Raw genomic sequence first — 21,444 nt, 5'->3', positions numbered from 1 at the left:
ACGCAACCAGCCAGAACGCAGGGGGCGCACGATGCGGAACGCGCCGCCTCCGCGCTCCGATGCGTCCGGTCGGAGGCATGCCGGAGCCGAGGGAGGCCACCTGCGGGAACGACCGGATTGACCGGATTCATACGCCGCGCGAAGGGCGGGACCGGGCGGCCGGGCGGGCCGACGGGCAGTGGAGAGGGGCGCGGGAGGCGCACGGGAGGCGTGCGCCATCTCACACCTCTAGGAGGCGCCCCAACTCGCCCGGCGGCGCTGCTGGTTGACGGGCGGGGGCGCCGCCGGGGTGACGGGCGCGGGCCGCGGCGGGCGGCGGGCGAGGCCGTGACCGGCAGACGGATTGGGGGCCTTCGGGTGGCGGACGGGCGAAAGGGGGCTGGGGACGCCACCAGGTGCTGGGCGGGGGCCGCCAGGTGATGGGCGGGGGCCGCCAGGTTTTGGGTGAGGCCGCCAGGTGATGGGTAGGGGCCGCCACCAGATGACGAGCGACGGCCGCAACCAGCGGACGGACGGACGCGCCGCCGGCGGACGGGCGGGGGACGCCCATCGGGTGACGGGCCGGGACCGCGAGCGCCGGGCGGGCGGGCGGCAGCGCCTGCCGGTGGAAGCGGGCGCTACCTCACCGGCAGGTGATAGGAGACCCGGTACCGGTCGGCGGGGACGACCACCTCGGCCGTTTCCACCGCGCGGCCCGAGGCGTAGAACGTGCGCTGGACGACCAGGACCACATGTCCGGGGACACCGCCGAGGGCGAGCAACTCCTCGGCGAGGCCGGGGCGGGCACCGACCTCCTCGGTGACGTTGTCGACGACGACGTCGATCGCGGCCATCCGCTCGACGACGCCCATGCCGCCGAGCGGCCCCTCCTCGGGCAGCATCACCGGCGTGCGGCCGGTGAGGTCGAGCGGCTCCCAGGAGGTGGAGAGCATCATGGCCTCGCCCGCCTCCCGGAAGACGTACCGCGTGCACATCACGCGGTCGCCGGGTTTGATGGCGAGCCGCTCGGCCACGGCCACGCTCGCCTCGGCCTGTTCGCTGCGCGACTCCCACGTGCCGTGCGCGTCGCCGTCGGCCTGCTCCTGCCGGAAGGGGGTGGCGCCGCCGGCCGGCCGGTACCCCGAGCGGGCGACGCGGCGGGGCACGGGCCGCTCGCGCACGTACGTCCCGGAACCGGAGCGGCCCTCGACCAGACCCTCGGCCATCAGCACCTTGCGCGCCTCCAGGGCGACGGTGTCCGAGACGCCGTACTCCTCGCGGATCCGCGCCTGCGACGGCAGGCGCGTATGGGGCGGCAGCAGGCCGTCGGCGATCTTCTTGCGGAGATCACCCGCGACACGCAAATACGCCGGCTGCTCACCGAATGTCACTGGCCACTCCCATCAGGTTGTACAGACAGCAACAGCGTGGCAACCGTGGGTTGTACCAGGCAAGCAAAGGCCAGAGAATCACTCGATGTGATGACTTGCGCCGCCCGGAGGCTTTACGCAGGCACTTTCTCCCCGTTATAGGAGCGGTCACACCTCCAGACCGGAGTCACCCCCGCCGCCGTCTCCACCACTCCCGTACTCCGGCGGCGTGGTGGCCAGCCCCAGAGCCTTGCGGGCGGTGACCGTGGTCTCGGCTACGACGAGGTCGTAGCCCTTGCCGTAGTGCTCGTAGTACGCGTCGGCGTCGGAGGCCTTCGCGGCCAGCGCCCACTCCTTCTGCGCCGCCTCGAGGTCCTCGACCAGTTCGGCGACCGGACGGTCGGCGTCGGCGGGCCAGTCGTGCCGGTCGAGCATCGTGACCTCGCCCCTGAGCGCCTCCGCCACCTGCCCCGCCCAGACCCGGTAGCCCTCGAGGTCGTCCTCGACGGCCTCGGCGTCGGGCACCTCGTCCATCGCCCGGTTGAGGTACCCCTCCGCCAGCAGGTACGTGTGCTGGTCCGGGTCGAGTCCGGCGCCGTCGTTGCGGAGCGAACCGGTCAGCGTGGCCCGCTCGTCCGTGTTCCCGAACAGGCAGGTGATCTCCCGGTCGCCGGTCCGCCAGCTCTCGGAGGTCGGGGTCAGGTAGTACACGTCGACGTCGGCCGGCAGCGCCCACCGGTCCATCGCGTAGGTGTCCTGGAGGGCGTAGCACTGGTCGTCCGCGGCCCGCGTGATCTCCGCGTCGCCGGGGAAGGAGCCGCCCGGCAGCTCGAAGGCGGCGAACACCTCGCCGTCGTGCTCCTCGTCGCAGGACACCTCGTCGACGTCGTACGTCACGCCCTGGAGGGAGCCGCTGGGGGTGGTGAAGCACTGGCCCTTCTCCAGGCCGTGGGCGGTGCCCTCGCCGCGCGCGGCGTCCCGGAAGCCGTCCCAGAAGTCGGCGGCGCCACCCGTGGCGAGGGCGACGGCCCACAGGGCCAGCCCCACGGAGGACAGCACGGAACCGGCCACGGCGAACCCCTTGCCGCGCTCGCCCCGCTTCCTGATCTGCGCCAGCGCGACCAGCCCCAGCACGAGCCCGACCGCCGGCACGAAGCACAGGACACCGAGCACGAAGGCCGCGATCGCGAGCCCGTTGACCGACGGCCGCGCGGGGTACGCCCCGTAGGGCCCGTAGGGCTGCCCGGCCGGCGGGTACCCCCAGGCACCCGGGTACGGCTGCGGAGGCACCGGGTACGGCCCCGGCGGCGGCTGCTGTCCCGGCGGGTACGGCCCCTGGGAATGGGGCCCTTGGGGCCCGGGCGGCGGCGGTATGGACACGTGTACCGTGCTCCTGTTTCGGACGGTGACGCGAAGGCGCCGCGGAACTGCGGCCGGGCCCCACGCGGTGGCCGGCCGATCACTCAGCGCATGGTAAGCGACCGCCGCTTCGGCCTCCGCGCCGCGCTCCGGCATCGCGCCTCGTCCTCGCGGCGGGCTGGGTCGGCGACCCGGAGCCCTACCGCGAGGACGAGTTCGTTCACTGAGCTGCCGTCAGAGCACCGTCAGGACTCCGTCAGAACTGCAGGGCCCAGGCGTCGATCCGCCCGGTGTCCCACGTCGCGTTGTCGCTGACGCGGAGCTTCCACGTGCCGTTCGCGGTCTCCGAGGAGGCGTTCACGGTGTACGTGGTGTTGATGTCGTCCGCGCTGCCGCCGGTGCCGTACGCCTTGAGGGTGTACGCCGTGCCGTCCGGGGCGACCAGCTGGACCTGGAGGTCACCGATGTAGGTGTGGACGATGTTCACCTCGACGGCGAGCAACGACGGGGCGTTGCCCGAGACCCCGGACACGGTCACCGGGGACTCGACGGTGGCGTTGTCCCGGATGGTGTAGTCGCCGGTGTTCTCGAAGCGGTCCCCGGTAGGCGGGGGCGTGTCGCCTCCGCCGACGTTCAGCAGGCGGTTGGGCGAGCCGCTGCCCGGGTTCGAGACGACGCCGGTGGTGGCCGCGGACGTCAGGGCGGTGGCGACCTGCGCCGGGGTGGCCGTGGGATTCGCGGCCAGGTGGAGCGCGGCGGCGCCCGCGACGTGCGGGCTGGCCATGGACGTCCCGGAGATGGTGTTCGTGGCCGAGTCGCCGCTGTTCCAGGCGGAGGTGATGGACGAGCCCGGCGCGAACAGGTCGAGGACCGAGCCGTAGTTGGAATAGCTCGCGCGGGCGTCGCTCGACGTGGTGGCGCCGACCGTGATCGCCTCGGTCACCCGGGCCGGGGACTTGGTGGACGCGTTGGTGGACTCGTTGCCGGCCGCGACGACGAAGGTGACGCCGGACGCGATGGCGTTGCGCACCGCCGTGTCGAGGGCGCTGTCGGCGCCACCGCCGAGGGACATGTTGGCGACGGCCGGCTTGACCGCGTTGCGGGCGACCCAGTCGATGCCCGCGACGACCTGGGCGGTGGTGCCGGAGCCGGAGTTGTTCAGCACGCGCACGCCGACGACCTTCGCCTGCTTGGCGACGCCGTAGGCGCTGCCCGCGACGGTGCCGGCGACGTGGGTGCCGTGGCCGTGCCCGTCCTGGGCGGTGTTGTCGTTGTCGATGGCGTCGTAGCCGTAGGAGGCGCGGCCGCCGAAGTCGCTGTGGGTGATGCGGACGCCGGTGTCGATGACGTACGCCGTCACGCCCTGTCCGGCGCTGTCCGGGTAGGTGTACGAGCTGTTCAGCGGGAGGTTGCGCTGGTCGATGCGGTCCAGGCCCCAGGACGGCGGGTTGGGCTGGGTGCCGGTGACGTGGAAGGTGCGGTTCTGGACGACGGAGGCGACGGCCGGATCGGCGGCGAGACGTGTCGCCTCGGTCTCGGAGGCCTCGACCGCGTAGCCGTTCAGGGCCTTGGTGTAGGTGCGCTCGATGTCGGCGCCGTACTTCTTCGCCAGGGCGCGGCCCTCCGCGGAGCCGGACTTCGCCTCGTCCGCCTTCAGGGTCACGATGTAGCTGCCGGCGACCGCGTTCGCCGCGTCCGCGTACTGGACGTGGCCCTCCGCCGCGGTGGCGGGGAGCGCGGAGACGAGGCTCGCGGCGAGGGCCGCGGTGGCCACGGCGCCGACGGCGGACAGTCTTCGCCGGTTGGTGCGAGGGGGGTTGTGACGCAGCACTGCCATGTGAGGGGTCCTCCTCAGTCGGTGGTGCGTGGTGGGGTTCGTGCACGCCGAGCAGACCGCCCACCGGAGGTCATTAGGTCATGACCATGTCAAAGTGGGGCGGTTTTGGTGCGTCAGCCGAAAGATTGAGGCTTCCAGAGGAATTGCACAAGGGGCCTGCACGGATGTGCAGGCCCCTGTGTCGTTTGAGCACCCCGAGTCGCCGGCCGAGTCGACCGGCGCTCAGTCGTCGCTCAGTCGTCGCTCAGTCGTCGCTCAGTCTTCGAACGCCGTGGCCCGGGTCTGCTTCTCCCACGCCTCGACGTCCGCCCGCACCTGGTCGAGATGGCCGAGGACCGCGCCGACCCCGTCGTCGCCGAGCGGCAGGCGCAGCGGGGTGTGCTCGGCCGCCAGGGCGGCGCGGATGACGGCCGCCGCCTTCGCGTGGTCACCGGGCTGGCCGCCGTCGCCGCCGGCCACCATCCCGCGGGTCTCGCCGACCTTGGCGTACACACCGCTGTCCGCGCTGGTCCCGGCGTTGCCGGCCGCGAACAGGCTGGTCCGGAAGGCGCCCGGCTCGACGATCAGCACCTTGATCCCGAACTCCCGCACCTCGTCCGCGAGCCCCTCGGACATCCCCTCCAACGCGAACTTCGTGCCGCTGTACGCCGAGAAGCCCGCGACCGACATCTGCCCGCCCATGCTGCTCATCTGCACGATCGCGCCCGAGCGCCGCTCCCGCATGTGCGGCAGCACGGCCCGGGTCAGCGCGGCCGGCCCGAAGACGTGCACGTCGAACAGCGCCCGCAGCTCCTCCTCGCCGGTCTCCTCGAAGGCACCGACGTGGGTCCGGCCCGCGTTGTTGACCAGGACGTCGATCCGTCCGTGCCGCGCCACCACGTCCCGCACGACGCCGGCGGCGGCGGCCGTGTCCGCGACGTCCAGACGCAGCGCCTCCATCTGGTCCGGGTGCGCGGCCACGAGGTCGTCGAGCGCCTCGGGGCGCCGCGCCGCGCCGACCACCACGTCGCCGTCGGCCAGGGCCGCCTCGGCGATCGCCCGTCCGAAGCCACTGCTCGCACCGGTCACCAGCCACACCTTGTTCATGCCGACTCCCTCGCCACTCGTCCGTCACTCGCGTCCGTCGCATCCCTGCAACCGCCAACTACATTGCGGGGAAACCCGGTTGCCCGTCCAAGACCCACGCTGATAGCCAACGGGCATGACGACGGACGTACATGTGCGGGAGCTGCGCTACTTCACGGCGGTGGCCGAGGAACTGCACTTCACGCGGGCCGCGGAGAGGCTGTACGTGTCCCAGCCCGCGCTGAGCAAGCAGATCCGGGCACTTGAGCGGCAGCTGGGGGCGGAACTGTTCCGCCGCGAACCGCGGGGCGTGTCGCTCACCGAGGCGGGCGCCGCGCTGCTGCCGCACGCCCGGCGGGTGCTGGCCGGCTGGGGCGAGGGTGCGGCGGCGGTGGAGGCGGTCCGGGCGGCGCGGCGCGGCACCCTGGTGGTCGGCATGAGCACCAGCCCCGGACGGGACGGTCTGCTGCCGTCCATCCGCTCCCGCTTCACGGCCGACCACCCGGAGGCGCTGGTACGGCTGCGGCAGACGCGCTGGGAGGACCCGACTGCGGGCCTCGCCGACGGCACGGCCGACGTCGCGTACGTGTGGCTGCCGCTGCCCGACGCCGACCGCTACGCCTGGACCGTGGTCGCCGAGGAACCCCGACTGGTCGCCCTCCCCGAGACCCATCCTCTCGCCGCGCGCCCGGTACTCGACTTCGCCGACCTGGCCGACGAGCCGTTCCTCGCCCTGCCGCCGGAGGCGGGCGTGCTGCGCGACTTCTGGCTGGCGCTGGAGGAACGGCGAGCCCTGGGAGGTGCCGCCGCCCGGCCGCCGCGCGTCGGCGCGGAGATCGCCGGCACGGAGGAGACGTACGAGGCGCTGGTCGCGGGCCTCGGCATCTGCCTCGTGGCCGCGGGCAACGCTCCGCTGATCACCCTGGGCGGCGTGACCACCCGCCCGGTCCGCGGCCTGAGCCCCTGCCGCTACGCCCTGGCCCGGCGCCGGGAGGACGAGGGGCTGCCCCTGGTGCGGGGGTACGTGGAGGCCTACCGGCGGATGCGGGCCGGGAGTGAGGAAGGGTGACGGGAATTCAGGACGTCGCGGTCTGCTCGTCGTTCATGCCCAGGCGGGCCTGTTCCTCCTCGACGATCCTGCGTGCCAGGTCGGTGTCCGACACGTCCACGGCGTCCGGCGTCGCCTCGGCCACCGCGCTGCGCCGGGCGTAGGCGTCGAAGAGGCGGGTCTTCTTCTCCAGCAGCCGCACCATGCGCTCGTCCACCCCGCCGGTGGCGAGGAGACGGTGCACGCGCACCGGCCTGACCTGGCCCATGCGGTGGGCCCGCGCGACCGCCTGGTGCTCGATGGTCGGCTTGATCTGGGGCTCGCACACGACCACGACCGAGGCGGCCTGCATGTTGAGCCCGATCCCCGCCGCCTGGATCTGCGCCAGCAGCACCGCCGGGCCGGTCACCGCCGTGAACGCGTCGACGAGCGCCTGCCTGCGGGCGGGCGGCACCGCGCCGGTGAGCGGGCCGAACACCGGTCCGTACGGCCGGGGTTCCGCGTCGTCGGGAGCGCCGAGGGCGTCCTCGACCACGCGCAGGACGTCCCGGAAGTTCGAGAAGACCACGACCTTCAGCCCGTTCTCCCCGGCCTCCCGCACGATCTCCCGGAGCCGGCCGAGCTTGGCGGACTTCTCGGGGCGGGCGTACGCCGCCCTGCGCATCGCCATGAAGTTGCCCTCGCGCACGGCCTCCCGGTAGGCGTCCTCGTCGGCGGCGCTCAGCTCCTCCCACTCGTCCGTGTGCTGGAGGCTGGGCAGTTCGGTGAGCACGTCCTCCTGGTTGCGGCGCAGGTAGACGGGGGCGACCGCCTTGCGGAAGGCGACCGAGCCGGTCAGCCCGGTGCCGTCTCCCAGCCGGTCCGCCACCGCGGGGTCGAGCATCCGGACCAGGTTGCGGAACTCGGCGACCCGGTTCTCCATCGGCGTACCCGTCATGAACAGGACGTGCTCGCACCGGCCGGCCCACCGTTCGACCGCCTGCGACCGCAGGGCCTGCGGGTTCTTCACGGAGTGCGCCTCGTCCACGACGAGCATCGCCGGTGCGGGCGGCCCGGCCGGCCCGGCGCCCTCCGGCCCGCCGTCGCCGCCCGGGTCCGGGAGCCCGCGCAGGGAGTCGAAGGTGGTCACGGCGACCCCGCCCCGCTCACACCAGTCGGCGAAGGCGTCCTGCCGGTCGGGGCCGTGCAGCGGGCGGACCGGCAGGGTGCTGCGGGCCTCGGTCTCGCGCGTCCAGTTGACCAGGACGCCGGCCGGGCAGACGACCAGGAAGTGCGTGTGCCCGCCGGCCGCGAGGTGCGCCATGGCCGCGATGGCCTGGATGGTCTTGCCGAGGCCCATCTCGTCGCCGAGGATCACCCGGCGCCGCGCGAGGGCGAACCGCGCGCCGAACGCCTGGTAGCCGCGCAGGGAGACCCGGCGCCGGGAGTCGTCGAGCCGCAGCCGGCGGACCCGCTCGGCGATGTCGTCCGGCAGGAACCCCTCGGCCGCGGCGGTGTCGGAGGCGTGTCCGGCGATCTCGCCCAGCACGCCGTAGTACTCGGCGGAGCGCAGTTCGAAGTCCGTCCAGGCCGCGAGGTCTCCCGCCGGTCCGCGCAGCAGGTCCACCGAGGCCTGGGCCAGCAGTCCGGGCGTGTCCGCCCGCTCGGCCTCCTCGGTGACGGACCGGATCTCCGCCACGGCCTCCAGCGCGCGGGCCTTCTTCGCCCGCCCGGCCAGCAGCAGCCCGATCCGTCCGGCGACCGGACGGGCGTCGGCCAGCAGCGGGCCGAGCCGCCGCGTCAGCCCGGCCGCCGCGTCGAGCGCGCGCCGCGCCTCGGGGCCCGCCCCGACCAGCACGTGCAGGGCGGCGACCAGGGCTGTCGTGCGCGGTTCGGGCCGGTCCACGTCCAGGTGCACCGCGGCGGCCTCTCCTGCCGCCTCCGCCAACTGCCGTGCGGCGGCGATGATCTGGTCGACGGTGCGCTGTCCCACGCCGGGGATCTGCCGCAGCCGGTAGGGGCCCGCGTCCAGGACCGCGCGGACGTTGTTCAGGCCGCTCTTCTCGACGGCCCCGAGCCGCAGCCGCCCGCCGGTGACGTCCTGCAACCGGGCCACGGGGATGGCGTCGAGGGCCTGCTCCACCGCCTCGTCGTGCAGCGGCTTCAGCGCCGCCCGGACCGCGTCGACGGCCCGCTCGTGGTCACCGGCCAGCGACCGGGCCGCCTCGTGCAGCCGCGTGCCGCGTGCGACCGCCTCCCGCTCATCGCGCCCCATCCGGTACCGCGCCCCCTCCAGGCCGCTCCTCGGCCGTCCCCCCGGCCCGCCGTTCAGCCGCTGTGCACATGCGCGCGCACTCCCTGCAGCCCGAACAGGACGAGCAGTTCGACCGCGCCCCCGTCGGCGCTGCCCAGCCAGTGCGGCAGGGACGTGTCGAACTCGGCGGCCTCACCGGAGGACAGCGTCAGGTCGCGCTCCCCGACCAGCAGCCGCAGCCTGCCGCTCAGCACGTACAGCCACTCGAAGCCCTCGTGCGTCTGCGGGGTCGGTTCGAGCGGCGCCGGCCGGCTCGGGATGATCATCTTGAACGCCTGGGTCCCGCCGGGCCGCCGGGACAGCGGCACGAAGACCATGCCGAAGCGCCGGACGGGCTTCAGGTGGATCCGCGGATCTCCCGTGCGCGGAGCGCCGACCAGGTCGTCCAGCGGGACGTCGTAGATCCGCGCGAGCGGCAGCAGCAGTTCCAGGGTGGCCCGGCGCTGTCCGCTCTCCAGCCGCGACAGGGTGCTCTCCGACACCCCGGTCGCCGTCGCGAGGTGGGCCAGGGTGATGCCCCGGTCCCGGCGCAGCGCGCGCAGTCTCGGACCCACCGCGTCGAGTACCTCGTCCGTTCCGGCGTCCATCCGGCCACCTTGCCACAACGGCAAGTTTTCGTGCCAGCCGGCCGTGGTCCCGGTGAGACTGGCGGCATCACGGCACGAGCACCACGCCGTCAGCACCACGACATCAGCGCCACGACACGAGCAGCACGACATGAGCAGCACGACACGAGCGTTCCGACGCGAGAGGAAGGAGTTCCGATGAGCGCCACCACCGACGAGGTCACGTTCTGGGACGGGCTCTACGCGGCCCGGCCCGCGGCGGACGACGCGCGGCCGAACCACCGGCTCGTCGAGGCGGTCTCCGAGGTGCCGCCCGGCGACGCGCTGGACCTGGGGTGCGGCAACGGCGGCGACGCGCTCTGGCTCGCCCGGCGGGGCTGGCGGGTCACCGCGGTCGACATCTCCGCCGTGGCGACCGAACGGCTCGCCGCCCACGCCCACGCGCAGGGCCTCGGCCACCTGGTCACCGCCGAACGGCACGACCTGCGCGCGTCCTTTCCGGCGGGCCGGTTCGACCTGGTCTGCGCCCACTACCTGCACACACCCTTCGACCTGGACCGGGCCGCGCTCCTGCGCACGGCCGCACACGCGCTGCGCCCGGGAGGACGGCTGCTGGTCGTCGACCACGGCTCGACCGCGCCGTGGTCGTGGAACCAGGACCCCGACGCCCGGTACCCGGGCCCGCGCGAGGTCGCTGCGGACATCGGCCTCGACCCGGCGGCGTACCCGGTCGAGCGGGCCGACTCCCCGCGCCGCCGCGCGACCGGCCCCGGCGGCCGCACCGCCGAGGTCGTCGACCACGTCCTGCTCGTCCGTCGCGCCGCCTGACGCGGCGGCGGAGACGCGACGCCTGACCGGGCGACGCCCGGCGGAGGGAGGTCCGACCGGGCGACGCCCGACGGAGAAAACTCCGACCGGACGACGCCCGACCGAGCGGCCGGAAACGGTCGGTCGCCCCGACCCCGGCCAAGGAGGCCACCATGCCCCCCGCCACTCCACGAACCCGTCGCCGGGACGCCCCGCCGCCCCGGACCGGAGGCAGCGAGGCCGAGACCCTGCGCGGGTTCCTCGACTACCTCCGGACCTCGGTCGCCGGCAAGGTCGACGGCGCCCCCGAGCCCCAGGTCCGTACCGCTGCCGTGCCGTCCGGCACGAACCTGCTCGGCCTGCTCCACCACCTGACCCACGTCGAGCGCGCGCTCTTCCTCGGCGCGGAGGTACGGAACTGGCAAGCGACGTTCCGGGCCGCGCCGGAGGACGGCGTGGCCGAGGTCGTCGCCCGCTACCGGGAGGCCGTCGAGCGCGCGAACAGGGTCCTCGACGCCTGCACCGACCTCGCCGCTCCACTCCCCCGGCACCCGCCCGGCAAGCCCGCCCCCAGCGTCCGCTGGGCGCTGACCCACATGATCGAGGAGACCGGCCGCCACGCCGGGCACGCGGACATCCTGCGCGAGCTGATCGACGGCGCGACGGGGCGGTGATCAGCTCGTACGCCGGTCAGCGGCGCGTACGGCGGTCGGCGGCGCGGCGGTTGCGCCACCAGGTGACCAGCCACAGGACGTTGACCCCGCCCAGCGTCACCAGCACCGCCGCCGCGTCGGCGTTGCGGGCGAGGCCGTGCTCCGGCCCCAGTCCCCGCGCCGCCCGCACCAGCAGCGCGACGTCGAGGGGGACCGTGACGACGGCCATGAACGTCAGGCAGGCGGCCGTGCCGACCACCAGGACGACGCTGTAGAGGCGCACGGCCCGGCGTTCGTGCGGGGGCAGCCGGGTGCTCGGATCGTCGGCCCGGGTGATCCGGCGGGACCGAGGACGGACCCGTGGCGCCCGCACCAGCCGCCGCCACCGGTACCGGGCGTACGCGAGACCGTCGCCGTACAGGTCCCGGCAGCCGGTGAGGTCCTGGAGGACGAAGTAGAGGTCGGTGCGCGTGAAGACCATGCACTGGAAGGGCAGCGGCAGGAGGGCCAGCAGCAGGGCCGCGGCCAGCAGCCGGTGGGCGGTCGTGCTGGTGTCGGTCAGGGTGAGGGCGAGGATCAGGGACGAGGCGACGGACAGGTTGAGGGCGATGCCGGACAGGTATGCCGTCAACCGGTGGCGGCGCGGGGCGAGTTCGATGCCGCTGATGTCTGTCTGCATGACGAGGAACTGGAGCCGGGTGCCCAGCCGCATCCGTCCCGGCACACCCGCGGCACGGGCGGTGACCAGATGGGCCAGCTCGTGGGCGAGCAGCAGCGTCCACCCGGCCGCCGCCCCACTGAGCAGCACCACGCTGCCGTGCGGGCTCCACAGCAGGTCGCGGTAGCCCGGTACCAGGTCGGGCCGGCGGAACAGGACGACGACGGCCGCCGTCAGCAGTACGCCGACGAGTACCGGCAGCGCCGCGTGCAGGGTGAGCCGGACCTGGTGCGGGCGCAGCCAGGGCAGTGACGCGCGCGGCGGTGTCGCGTCCGGCACCGGGCGGTCCCCGATCCGCGCCACGAAGCCCAGCGCGGTCAGATCCCTGACGAATTCCGCGACCTCGAACTCCTCGCCGGTCTCGGCGCGCAGGGTCCGGGCGGTACGGGCCACGCTGCACCCCTCGCCCAGGAGTTCCACCGCGCGCGCCCCGGCCGCCGGAAGCGCGACGAAGGTGCGGGTGCTCATGCGGCCGACGATCCACTCGTCCCGGTCCCGCCGTACCGCCAGGTCGTGCAGCCGGACCCGGGTCGACGGGTCGATCCGGGGCCGGTCGTCGGCGGCGGTGACCGTCACGAGGGGTCCGTGGGGGTGCCGTCCGCCTGACGCGCCCCGCAGGCCGGGCAGCCGGGGCGCCGCTCCGCGCGCTGCTCGACCGGTTCGCCGGGCAGCATGAGGTTGAGGCCGAACCGGCATCCGGGCTCGATCCTCGGGACGCCGCACAGCAGCATCAGAGCGGCGTGGGCCAGCAGTCCTCCGGAGATGCCGGCAGTCACCGCGTTGGCCGGATTCCACGGCATCCGGGGAGAGGCGACGTCCTCGTCCTGGCCGGGCGCGAGCCGCAGGTCCCGTCGCTCGATCTCGGCGTCGCGCAGGCACTCCCAGCAGGCGCCCCGGCCCGGCGTGAAGACCCCGACGCCGACGAGGGGCCCGCGATATCCCGCCTCGGCCCACGGGGTGCCGGAGGCGAGGCAGACCTGGTTGGCCCATCTGCGGATGGCGGGGGGCCGGTCGGCGGCCAGCAGCAGCGCGTCGTACCCGGCACCGGCGGCGGGACCGCCGGTCAGCAGGTCCGCGAGGTCCGCCGGGCCGCGCACCTCACGGCGCTCCCCGGTGACCACCGTGTCCGGGTTCAGCGCGCGCAGCGACGCGAGCACCGCGTCGATCTTGGGCCGGCCGAGGTCGTGTTCACGGAAGAGAGTCTGCCGGTTGAGGTTGGACAGCTCGACGACGTCCGGTTCCACGCAGTGCAGCCGCCCCACCCCGGAGGCCACCAGGTCCCGCGCAGCGGCTCCGCCGGTACCGCCCACGCCGACCAGCAGGACCCGGGCCCGGCGCAGCAGCACCTGCGGTTCCCAGGCGCTCGGCCGGGGCGTGAGGTCCATCCAGCGCATGAGGGTCATGCTCCGGCTGTACCGCTCGCGTTCCCGCTCGGAGAGCTCCGCGGGCGGTTCGGCACCGGCGTCCTCGACGTACCCCGCCCCGGTCAGGTCCGCCATGGCCTGGGCGATGTCCGGTTCCGGCAGCCGGAGTCCGGGGTGGCGGCGGGCCACCTCGGCGACGACCCCGACGGCGTCGCGCGTCCCGTCCATGGCCTCGACCAGCGTCCACACCCAGCCGTCGGGGTCGCGGACCTCGGCGCCGATGCCGTGGACGACGCTGCCGATCCGTACGTGGCCGTCCACCGTGCGGTAGGCCCGGTGCTCCGGCTTGATGCGAGGCAGCCGCATCGCGGGCACCGTCATTTTCGCGCCAATCTCGCCAGCCCCAACTACCCCGACAACAACGGACATTGACAACAGTGACCTGATGAGCGAACGCTGACAAGAGCACACCGGTCACGGTGCGCCACGATCCCACGGGGAGGAGACGGCATGGCGAACAAGATCGAGATCCGTCCGCTGGACAAGAAGGAGACCACCGGCGACAGCGGTGGCAACGGCGGTTCCTGACCTGTCGGGCGAGTCGACGCGGAGCCGTACGCGATGAACCGCGCGACGAACGTGGCGACGCACCGCACGATGAACCGCTACCCCACGGTCGCGGAAGTCACCGAGTCGGCGCGGCGGCTGGCCACCCGGTTCCCCGGAGCCTGCCGCCTGCGCCGCATCGGCGTGTCCCGCGCCGGACGAGCGATCGAGATGCTGTCCGTGGGGCACGGGCCGCGCCACGTCCTGGTGGTCGCGCGGCCGCACCCGGACGAGCCGGTCGGCGGCGCCACCGCTCTCGTACTGGCCGAGTGGGTGGCGCGGGGCGACGGGCGGTCCGCGGCGACCGACCCCTCCCTCGTCACCTGGGACATCGTCCTGTGCCTCGACCCGGACGGCGCCGCGCTGAGCGACGGCGTCGAGGCGGCGACCGCCGGCCCCGACCACACTCTGGCCGGCTACTTCCGGGCCGCCTTCCGTCCCGTCGCCGCGGAGCAGCCGGAGTGGGCGCCGATCGTCTCGCGGCAGCTCCCGGAGAGCCGGGCCCTGTTCGACGTCATCGACGAGCTGCGGCCCCACCTCCAGTGCTCCCTGCACAACGTCGACGCGGGCGGCACCTGGGTCCAGCTGACCCGCGGCCTCCCCGCACTCGCCGCGCCCTTCGAAGCCTCCGCGGCCGAACTCCGCATCCCGGTCCAGCACGGCACGTACGACGCCCTGTACTGGGACAACCCCGCTCCCGGGATCCACGTCCTGCCCCCGCCGGACAGCGCCGCGCGCCTGGCAGCCGGGTCCGAGAACATCGGGCTGTCCACCTGGTGCGCGCCCCAGCGGTACGGCGGGGTCACGGCGATCGTCGAAGTGCCCATGTGGGCCACCGACCTGGCCGACGACCTCTCTCCGCATCCGGAGGCCGCGCACGTCCTGCGCGACCTGTCCGGGCTGGTCCGCGGGAGCGGCCGGCAGGTGACCGCCGTCTTCGACCGGGCCCGCGGATTCCTGCCCCCGGCCGAGGACGACCCGCCCCGGCGCGTACTGGAGTGGATGGCCGACGACCTGTACGACCTGGTCGCCGACTCCTGGACCCGGCTGGCCCGGCAGGCGGCCGACGCCTCCCGCACCGGCGGGCCCGCCCCGCTGACCAGGGCCGGGGTCTGCGCCCTCGACGTCGTCGCCCGTCGTCAGCCACTGCGCGCGGCGGGCCTGCTGCTGAGACTCCTCGATGCGTCGGACGACCGGGCCGCCCCGGGACTGCACCGGGAGCTGAGCGGCCTGTACACCGCGTGGTGCGAAGACTTCGAGCAGGCGCTGCGGCTGCGCTGGGTGCCCGTGTCCCGTCAGGTGGAACACCAGGCACGGACGGTCGTGGCCGCCGCCGAGAGCGCGCTGGACACGCCCCTCACCCGGTAGGGGTTCCCGGCGAGCCGCGGCGGGCCGGCGGGCTCCCCGGGGACCGGCACCCGCGGGCAGCGCCGCCCCGATGCTCCCGCCGGAGAGCCGGCCCGGCCCTCCTCCGTGTCGTTTCTGTCCAAGACCGGCCCCCGGACCGCCCTCTAACGTGGCCTCAACAGCTCGCCGACCACCCCGAGGAGACAGCATCATGCGTGACTTGGTCTACACCGGCTTCATGTCACTCGACGGCGTCGTGGACTCACCCGGCGGCGGGCCGAGCGAGGGGCACCGCAGCGGCGGCTGGGTCTTCAAGGACCTCGAGTTCGTGCCGGAAGCCTGGTCGCTGAAGGCCGAGGAGCTGGCCGACACGACGGCGCTGATGTTCGGCCGCCGCAGCTACGAGGCGTTCGCGCCGGTCTGGCCCGGCTCGGAGGACCACGCCGCCTACAAGGACATGCCCAAGTACGTCGTCTCGACCACGCTGTCCGAGGACGCCCTCGTCGACGGGTGGGGGCCGACGGCCATCCTGCGATCGACCGAGGACGTCGCCGCGCTCAAGGAGGGCGAGGGAGGCGGGATCTTCATCCACGGAAGCGCGGAACTGGCCCGGCGGCTGTCGGACGCGGGCCTGATCGACCAGTACAACCTGCTCGTCTTCCCCACGCTGCTCGGTGCCGGGAAGAGCCTGTTCGGCCGGTCCGACCGCGACAAGCAGATGCTGACGCTGCGGGAGTCGCAGAGCTACTCCAACGGCATCCTGAAGCTGGTCTACGACGTCAGACGCTGATCCGCGCGCCGATCCAGGTCGAGGGCGATCGCACCGCCGGCACCGTCGCGCAACTGCCCGGCGGTGCGCCCGACATAGGCGCGCAGGGCCCGAGCCAGGTGCGGCTCGTCGAAGTACTCCAGCTTGCCGACGACGTCGGCGGCCGGCTCCCCGGCCGCCAGCAGCTCCGCCGCCGTGCGGGCCCGCTCGATCTGCCGGACGGCGCCCCGCGTCAGCCCGGTCGCGGCCCGGAACCGCCGCTCGACCGTGCGCCCGGAGACGTCCGGCCGAGCCCCCCGGAGCACCTCGGCGACGACCGGATCCCGCACCAGCACTCCGTCCCTGACCAGACGCTCGACCAGCGCCTCGGCGTCATCGGCCCCGGGCGTCTCCCAGCGCCCCCCGTCCAGCCGGAACGTCCGCCGCGTGGTGTCGGGCAGCACCACACCCCCGTCGACCAGCCCCGGCACGGGCACGGCCCGCAACGACGTACCCACGGCGAACTCGATCCCGGTGAACCGCGCCCCCTCCGGCACCGGCGCCGTACCCGCCCGGGTCCCGGGCCCGGTCACCCCCGCGAACGCCCGCCCGCCCTGCTCCCAGAACACCAGCCCCCAGCGCACCCCGGCGACGGACGTCATCCCCGTCACCCGCTCGCTCCGGCAGGTCCACACGGCGTCGACCCACGACGAGTCGGACCCACGGGTCTCAAAGCGCAGCGACACGGCGGCAGAATACGCGCCGCCGCGGCCACCTGGGCACCGGTCGCGGCGGACGAGCGGTCAGGGCGTCGTCGGGTCAAGGGGGTCCGGCGCCGCCCTCACCGGTTCGCGGATGTGCTGCCCGGCCCGCCACACCGCCCACAGCCGGGCGTAAGTGCCGCCCGCGACGAGGAGTTCGTCATGGGTACCGGTCTCGATGACGCGGCCGGCGTCCATGACCACGATCCGGTCGCACGGAGCCGCTTGGGAGAGCCGGTGTGCGATCACGATCCCGGACCGGCCGGCGAGGACCGCTTCCGAGGCGCGGTCGAGCCGCTCGGCGTGGGCGGAACCGGCCTCGGCGGTGGCCTCGTCGAGGATCGCCAGTTCGGGGTCGGCAAGGAGCAACCGGGCGAGGGCGAGCTGTTGCGCCTGCGCCTCGGTGAGCGGGTGTCCGCCGCTGCCGAGCACCGTGTCGAGGGGGTCCCCCGAGAGCTCCAGCAGATCGGCCGCGCCGGTGGTTTCGAGCGCGGCGCGGATCTCGCGGTCGGTGGCGTCGGGGGCGGCGAGTGTGAGGTTCTCCCGCAGCGTCCCGGCGAACACGTGTACTTCCTGGGTGATCACCGCGGTGCGGCGGGGACGGGTCACGGTCCCGGCGTCGGGCCGGTGAACGCCCGCGATCACGGAGGCGAGCGTGGTCTTCCCCGCCCCGGACGGGCCGACGATCGCGAGGTGCTGGCCGGCCGGGATGTCGAGGTCGATGCCGTCGAGTACGGGTGGACCGTCGGCGTAGCGGAACGCGACCCCGCGGAGCCGGACGGCGGTGGGTGTCTCCCCGGCGACTGCCGGGTCTGCCGGGTCTGCCGGGTCTGCCGGGTCTGCCTGCGTCGTCGGCGCGCCGGCAGCCTCCACCGTCGGGATCGTGACCACTCCGATCATGCGGCTCAGCGAGGCGAGGGCCGACTGAAGGGTGTCGATGACGAACAGCAGCTGGTTGACCGGCCCCAGCAGGCGCAGCACGAGCAGCATGGCGGTGGTGGCGCCGCCGACGGTGGAAAGACCGTGGTCAACGAGGACGAAGCCGACGACGAGCACGGCGGCCAGGCTCAGGCATTCGCCGAGGTTGAGCCGGGCGTTGAGCATGCTCTGCACGGTGCGCGCCCGAATCGACTGCACCGCGACGCCCCAGGAGTCCGTCAGCACGGCGCGATGACGGTGCTCGGCGAGCCCGAAGCCGAGCACCGTGGCGTAACCGCGCTGGGACTCGAGGATCTGCTGGGCCCGCGCACTCATCGCCGCACGCTCGGCCCGGTACACCCGAGGCCCGATGCGCAGGTACCACCGCATGGCGAACGCGTAGACGGGCAGTACGACGGCGAACGCGGCCGCGTAGGGCCACTCCAGGGCCGCCAGCCCGGCCACCGACACGGCGATGGTGAACGCGGTGACGGTGAGCGCGGGGATCACCGCGGGGGCGGCATCGGCGACGGCGGTGACGTCGTCGCTGGACCGGGATATCAGGTCCCCGGTGCCGGCGCGCTCCACGAGGTGCTGTGGGAGCAGCATCGCGCGGCTCACCAGCCGTTCGCGCAGCTCGGCGAGGACGGTGTGGTAGATGCGGGTGGCGTGCGCGATCGTCACCGCGGTGCCCGTGGCACCGAGGACGGCCGAGAGCGCCATCACGCCCGTGACGGTCAGCACGGTGCCGATGTCCGCGGTGTCCGCCTGCACCCGGTCGACGAGGTACCCGATCGCCACCGGCGGGATCAGGTCGACGGCGGTGCTGACGATCCCGGCCAGGCCGACGGCGGTGAGCCGGAGCCGGTGTCCGCGGCTGAGCCGCCACACCTCCCTCGCCGTATCCCGGGCGCCCGCGACGGGCAGCGCGTGCCCGGGCGCAGCGGTTGCCACGCTCATCCCACCGTCCTTCCGTGCAGGGGTACGTCCGCTTCTTGCGGGGGTGCGTCCTCGAACAGGTCGACGACGCGGTCGCAGCGTCCGAGCAGCACGGGGGACGAGGCGATCAGCAGCGTCGAGCGGCCCGCGCGGACGCCGGGCAGACGCTCCGCGATCGCGTGCTCGGTGACCGGGTCCACCGCCGTGGTCGGGTCGTGCAGCACGAGCACCGGTGCGTTGCTCGCCAGTGCGCGGGCGAGGGCGATCCGCTGGCGTTGGCCGCCGGAGAGGCGGTTGCCGTCCTCGCCGACCGGGAGGTCGAGGTCGGCGGCGAAGTCGTCGCACGCCGCGGCTCGCACCGCGGCATCGACCGGCTCGGACCGCCCGGCACCGGAGCCGGCGGTGAGGTTGTCGCGGATCGTCCCGCTGAAGAGTGTGGCCCGGTGCGGGGCGACCGTGACCCGGGAGCGGTATGCGTGCGGGGTCAGCTCTCGTGCCGGATGCCCGTCGAGCCGCACCTCCACCGCGTCGGAGGCGCACGGGTCAAGGAGCGCCCGCGCGATGCGGGCGGCGGTCCGGTCGTCGGCGCGCACTCCCACGAGCTCTCCGGGGGCCACCCGGATCGTCGCGGCCGGCGCGGCCACGTCCAGGACGGGCTCCGGCGCGGCCTCCGCCCCTGCCGCGTCGTCCTGTCCCGGCTTCCGGCCGCCGTTGCCGCGCAGCACGTCGATGACGCGCGCGGACGCGGCGCGGGCCCCGGCGAGGTTGGGGATGGAGATGCGCGCGATCGACTGGATCTGCGGCAGCAGTGCCTGGGTGAGGCCGACGGCGGCGATCAACTCGCCGATACTGAGGCGCCCTTCCACGGCGAACCAGCCCGCCAGCCCCATCACGGCGGCGACGAACACGCCGCTGACCGCACCGGAGCCCACGAGGAACCTCCCGAGGAGCCCCGCGTTGCGCTTGGCCCCGACGAGGGTCTCCTGGCTCGCCTGCCGGTACCGCCTGGTCGCCTCGGCCTCGGCGTGCATCCCCTTGACCACCCGGTAGCCCGCGACCAGATCCGTGGCCCGCCCGACGGTGGAGGCCAAGAGCTCCTGGTACGCGCGGGTGTCCCGGGAGAGCCGCTCGCTGAGCACGCCCATCAGCCACACCGCGGCAGGCGCCCCGAGCAGCACCACGAGCCCCAGCAGCCAGTGCGTCGCCAGCAGCGACACGGCGATGAACCCGATGGCGGCGATCCTCGACACCGGCATGATCAGCAGGATCACCGCGTTGGCCAGGCGGGCGACGTCGCTGGTCATCACCGAGACGACGCCGCCGTCCGGCGCCCGGGCCACGCCGCCGACCGGGTGCAGCACGGCGGTCGACAGGGTGCTCCGCAACCGGTGCTGCAGCAGCTGCACCGCGTAGGAGGTCAGCCGGTTCGCCAGCTTCGCCGCCACCGTCAACGCGATGTACAGGGCCGTCAGCACGCCGAGCCACAGCACGAGCTGCGACGCGCTCCCGGTCGCGAGCGCCCGGTCGATGGCGACACCCATGACCACGGGGACCGCCGACTCGCCCACCTGCCACACGACCGCGAGGAGCATCGCCGGGACGGTGACCCGCTTCACCGAGAAGATCGCGCGCAGCAGGAACCGCCCCGGTGTGATCCCCGCCCCGGCCTCGAACGCGGGAGCCTCGACCGGTTCGGGGGGCGCCTGCAGCAGCACGGGCAGCCGGCGGGTCAGCGGCCCTCGCCCCAGTCCGGCGGTGTCGGCGCCCGGGGAACGCGAGGATGCGCTCACGCGGGGCTCCCGTCCCCGCTCTTGGGCGGGAAGCACCAGAGCAGGGCGTCGGCGAGGAGTCCCCGCCACCATGCGTAGTCGTGTCCGCCGGCGAATTCCCGGTAGCGGGTGTCGTAGCCCTTCGCGGTGAGCACGTGGTCCAGCCATCGGCTGTGGGTGTTCGATCCCTCCAGCTCACCGACGTCGTGGAAGACGCGGACCGGCGCCGCTTCCACGGCGAGGCAGTCGGCGATCAGTGTCGGCACGGGGGAGCGCCGCAGCAGCTCGCCCGCTCCGGTGCCCCACGTGAGGTCGGGGTGGTACCCGCACGACGGGGACTGGAGGATGGCGTTGCCGAAGGCACCGGGGTGATGCAGCGCCGTCCAGCCGGCGCACAGGCCGCCGAAGCTCTCACCGGCAAGGGCCACGTCGGCTGGGTCGCGCGCGAGCGGATACCGGTCGTGGAGCCACGGCAGCAGTTCTTCGACCAGCATCCGGGAGAACGCCGGATCGCAGAGCAGCTCCTGGTCGCGCCGCTGTCCGAGCTGGTCGACGAGGACCACCGCACAGGGCCGGATCAGTCCCGCCTCGACCAGGGCGTCACGCACGCCCGGCGCGCTGTGCTCCGGGGTCCCGTCCAGGTGGATCACGAAGGGCAGCGCGCTGTCGTCCGAGAACTCGCCGGGGGGCATCGAGACCCAGATGCGGCGTTCGTTTCCCAGCAACTCACTCGCCAGCACGGCGGAGTCCATCGCCGGGGCCGGGCGCGCTTCGGCCCGGTCGAGCCAGGGCAGCGGCTCCGCGTCGGGCAGCGCTGCCACCGAGGCCCCCGAGAACCGCTCCACCGAGCACTCCGAGAACCTCGGCGGCGGGTTGAACGGGTCCGGGACCTGTTCGCCCTCCCCCGTACCCGCCGGCCCGCGTCGCGTGAACACGTACGAGAAGCGCAGGTCGGAACGCATCCGCAGGGTGAGCACGTGAAACGGCGTCCCCGCCACCGGGGCGAACTCCGTTTCGATCGGGTTGAAGCCGATTCGGGGGCCGATCACCACCGAGAGGGCGGCCGTCGAGCCGTCTCCGGGCTCGTCGACGAACGTCACCTGCACCTCGTCGGCGCAGACCCGCTCGACGAGTGGTGTTCCCGCCTCCCGGAGATGCCGTCTGAACCTCTCCGGGCTCCACTCACCGGTCGACAGCTTCTCGACAGTCGGATCAGACATGTATCGCGCTCTCTGCGTCGGTGTTGTCGGTGTGCCGCGCGAGCGCCGGCTCCGCCGTCGGGCGCGCGGTGGCGGTC

Annotated in this window: 17 protein-coding genes; 5 read left to right on the top strand and 12 right to left on the bottom strand. The window is 73.9% G+C overall.

The window, feature by feature from the left end; genetic code table 11:
- Positions 1-617 precede the first annotated feature (617 nt).
- The 4 genes from ACGF3J_RS06515 to ACGF3J_RS06500 all read right to left on the bottom strand — a co-directional run bounded on the left by ACGF3J_RS06515 (position 618) and on the right by ACGF3J_RS06500 (position 5,631).
- On the bottom strand, positions 618-1,370 hold the full coding sequence (locus ACGF3J_RS06515) for a GntR family transcriptional regulator (RefSeq protein WP_161327719.1): 753 nt from the start codon (positions 1,368-1,370) through the stop codon (positions 618-620).
- Between the two features lie 147 nt (positions 1,371-1,517).
- Complete coding sequence (locus tag ACGF3J_RS06510) at positions 1,518-2,729, bottom strand: DUF4190 domain-containing protein (RefSeq protein WP_161327720.1); 1,212 nt, start codon at positions 2,727-2,729, stop codon at positions 1,518-1,520.
- Between the two features lie 235 nt (positions 2,730-2,964).
- Entirely contained in the window at positions 2,965-4,545 is a 1,581-nt protein-coding gene (locus ACGF3J_RS06505) for a S8 family peptidase (RefSeq protein WP_161327721.1), read from the bottom strand.
- 255 nt (positions 4,546-4,800) lie between these two features.
- Positions 4,801-5,631: an SDR family NAD(P)-dependent oxidoreductase gene (locus ACGF3J_RS06500; protein ID WP_161327722.1), complete on the bottom strand. Its 831-nt coding sequence runs from the start codon at positions 5,629-5,631 to the stop codon at positions 4,801-4,803.
- A 115-nt stretch (positions 5,632-5,746) separates the two neighbouring features.
- Here ACGF3J_RS06500 and ACGF3J_RS06495 point away from each other — a divergent pair, with 115 nt between their 5' ends.
- The gene (locus ACGF3J_RS06495; RefSeq protein WP_161327723.1) at positions 5,747-6,679 is read left to right on the top strand and encodes a LysR family transcriptional regulator; all 933 of its coding nucleotides are present in this window, start codon (positions 5,747-5,749) and stop codon (positions 6,677-6,679) included.
- Between the two features lie 7 nt (positions 6,680-6,686).
- Here ACGF3J_RS06495 and ACGF3J_RS06490 read toward each other — a convergent pair whose 3' ends face one another.
- Positions 6,687-8,912 (bottom strand): DEAD/DEAH box helicase, encoded by a 2,226-nt coding sequence (locus tag ACGF3J_RS06490; RefSeq protein WP_161327724.1) that lies wholly within the window; start codon positions 8,910-8,912, stop codon positions 6,687-6,689.
- A gap of 53 nt (positions 8,913-8,965) precedes the next feature.
- Positions 8,966-9,538 (bottom strand): helix-turn-helix domain-containing protein, encoded by a 573-nt coding sequence (locus tag ACGF3J_RS06485; RefSeq protein ID WP_125492664.1) that lies wholly within the window; start codon positions 9,536-9,538, stop codon positions 8,966-8,968.
- A 177-nt stretch (positions 9,539-9,715) separates the two neighbouring features.
- Here ACGF3J_RS06485 and ACGF3J_RS06480 point away from each other — a divergent pair, with 177 nt between their 5' ends.
- Positions 9,716-10,345 (top strand): bifunctional 2-polyprenyl-6-hydroxyphenol methylase/3-demethylubiquinol 3-O-methyltransferase UbiG, encoded by a 630-nt coding sequence (locus tag ACGF3J_RS06480; RefSeq protein ID WP_161327725.1) that lies wholly within the window; start codon positions 9,716-9,718, stop codon positions 10,343-10,345.
- A gap of 152 nt (positions 10,346-10,497) precedes the next feature.
- The gene (locus ACGF3J_RS06475; RefSeq protein ID WP_161327726.1) at positions 10,498-10,998 is read left to right on the top strand and encodes a DinB family protein; all 501 of its coding nucleotides are present in this window, start codon (positions 10,498-10,500) and stop codon (positions 10,996-10,998) included.
- Between the two features lie 16 nt (positions 10,999-11,014).
- Here the strand turns inward: ACGF3J_RS06475 and ACGF3J_RS06470 are convergent, their stop codons facing one another.
- Entirely contained in the window at positions 11,015-12,271 is a 1,257-nt protein-coding gene (locus ACGF3J_RS06470) for a hypothetical protein (RefSeq protein WP_161327727.1), read from the bottom strand.
- On the bottom strand, positions 12,268-13,440 hold the full coding sequence (locus ACGF3J_RS06465) for a ThiF family adenylyltransferase (protein WP_161327728.1): 1,173 nt from the start codon (positions 13,438-13,440) through the stop codon (positions 12,268-12,270). The genes ACGF3J_RS06470 and ACGF3J_RS06465 overlap by 4 nt, the downstream gene beginning before the upstream one ends.
- Positions 13,441-13,716: 276 nt before the next feature.
- On the opposite strand from ACGF3J_RS06465, the gene ACGF3J_RS06460 reads away from it, so the two are divergent.
- Together ACGF3J_RS06460 and ACGF3J_RS06455 are read left to right on the top strand one after the other, a co-directional pair.
- Entirely contained in the window at positions 13,717-15,033 is a 1,317-nt protein-coding gene (locus ACGF3J_RS06460; RefSeq protein ID WP_161327736.1) for a M14 family zinc carboxypeptidase, read from the top strand.
- 190 nt (positions 15,034-15,223) lie between these two features.
- A complete protein-coding gene (locus ACGF3J_RS06455; protein ID WP_161327729.1) occupies positions 15,224-15,802 on the top strand; it encodes a dihydrofolate reductase family protein in 579 nt (192 codons plus the stop codon).
- On the opposite strand, the gene ACGF3J_RS06450 is transcribed toward ACGF3J_RS06455, so the two are convergent.
- Genes ACGF3J_RS06450 through ACGF3J_RS06435 form a run of 4 tightly spaced genes read right to left on the bottom strand, consistent with a single transcriptional unit; the run spans position 15,784 to position 21,367 of the window.
- Positions 15,784-16,506 carry a helix-turn-helix domain-containing protein gene (locus ACGF3J_RS06450; protein WP_161327730.1) on the bottom strand — a complete coding sequence of 241 codons (723 nt, stop codon included), beginning with the start codon at positions 16,504-16,506 and terminating at the stop codon, positions 15,784-15,786. The two genes, ACGF3J_RS06455 and ACGF3J_RS06450, sit on opposite strands and share 19 nt — an antisense overlap.
- Positions 16,507-16,563: 57 nt before the next feature.
- Positions 16,564-18,399, bottom strand: a complete 1,836-nt coding sequence (locus ACGF3J_RS06445) for an ABC transporter ATP-binding protein (protein ID WP_161327731.1) — start codon at positions 18,397-18,399, stop codon at positions 16,564-16,566.
- Entirely contained in the window at positions 18,396-20,168 is a 1,773-nt protein-coding gene (locus tag ACGF3J_RS06440) for an ABC transporter ATP-binding protein (RefSeq protein WP_346346024.1), read from the bottom strand. The genes ACGF3J_RS06445 and ACGF3J_RS06440 overlap by 4 nt, the downstream gene beginning before the upstream one ends.
- On the bottom strand, positions 20,165-21,367 hold the full coding sequence (locus ACGF3J_RS06435) for an esterase family protein (RefSeq protein WP_161327732.1): 1,203 nt from the start codon (positions 21,365-21,367) through the stop codon (positions 20,165-20,167). Before ACGF3J_RS06435 ends, ACGF3J_RS06440 begins: the two co-directional genes overlap by 4 nt.
- Positions 21,368-21,444: the final 77 nt, after the last annotated feature.

Origin of the sequence: Streptomyces sp. NPDC048171, assembly GCF_043202655.1 — a bacterium.
Classification (GTDB): Bacteria; Actinomycetota; Actinomycetes; order Streptomycetales; family Streptomycetaceae; genus Streptomyces.
This window is presented reverse-complemented; position numbering and strand designations above follow the sequence as displayed.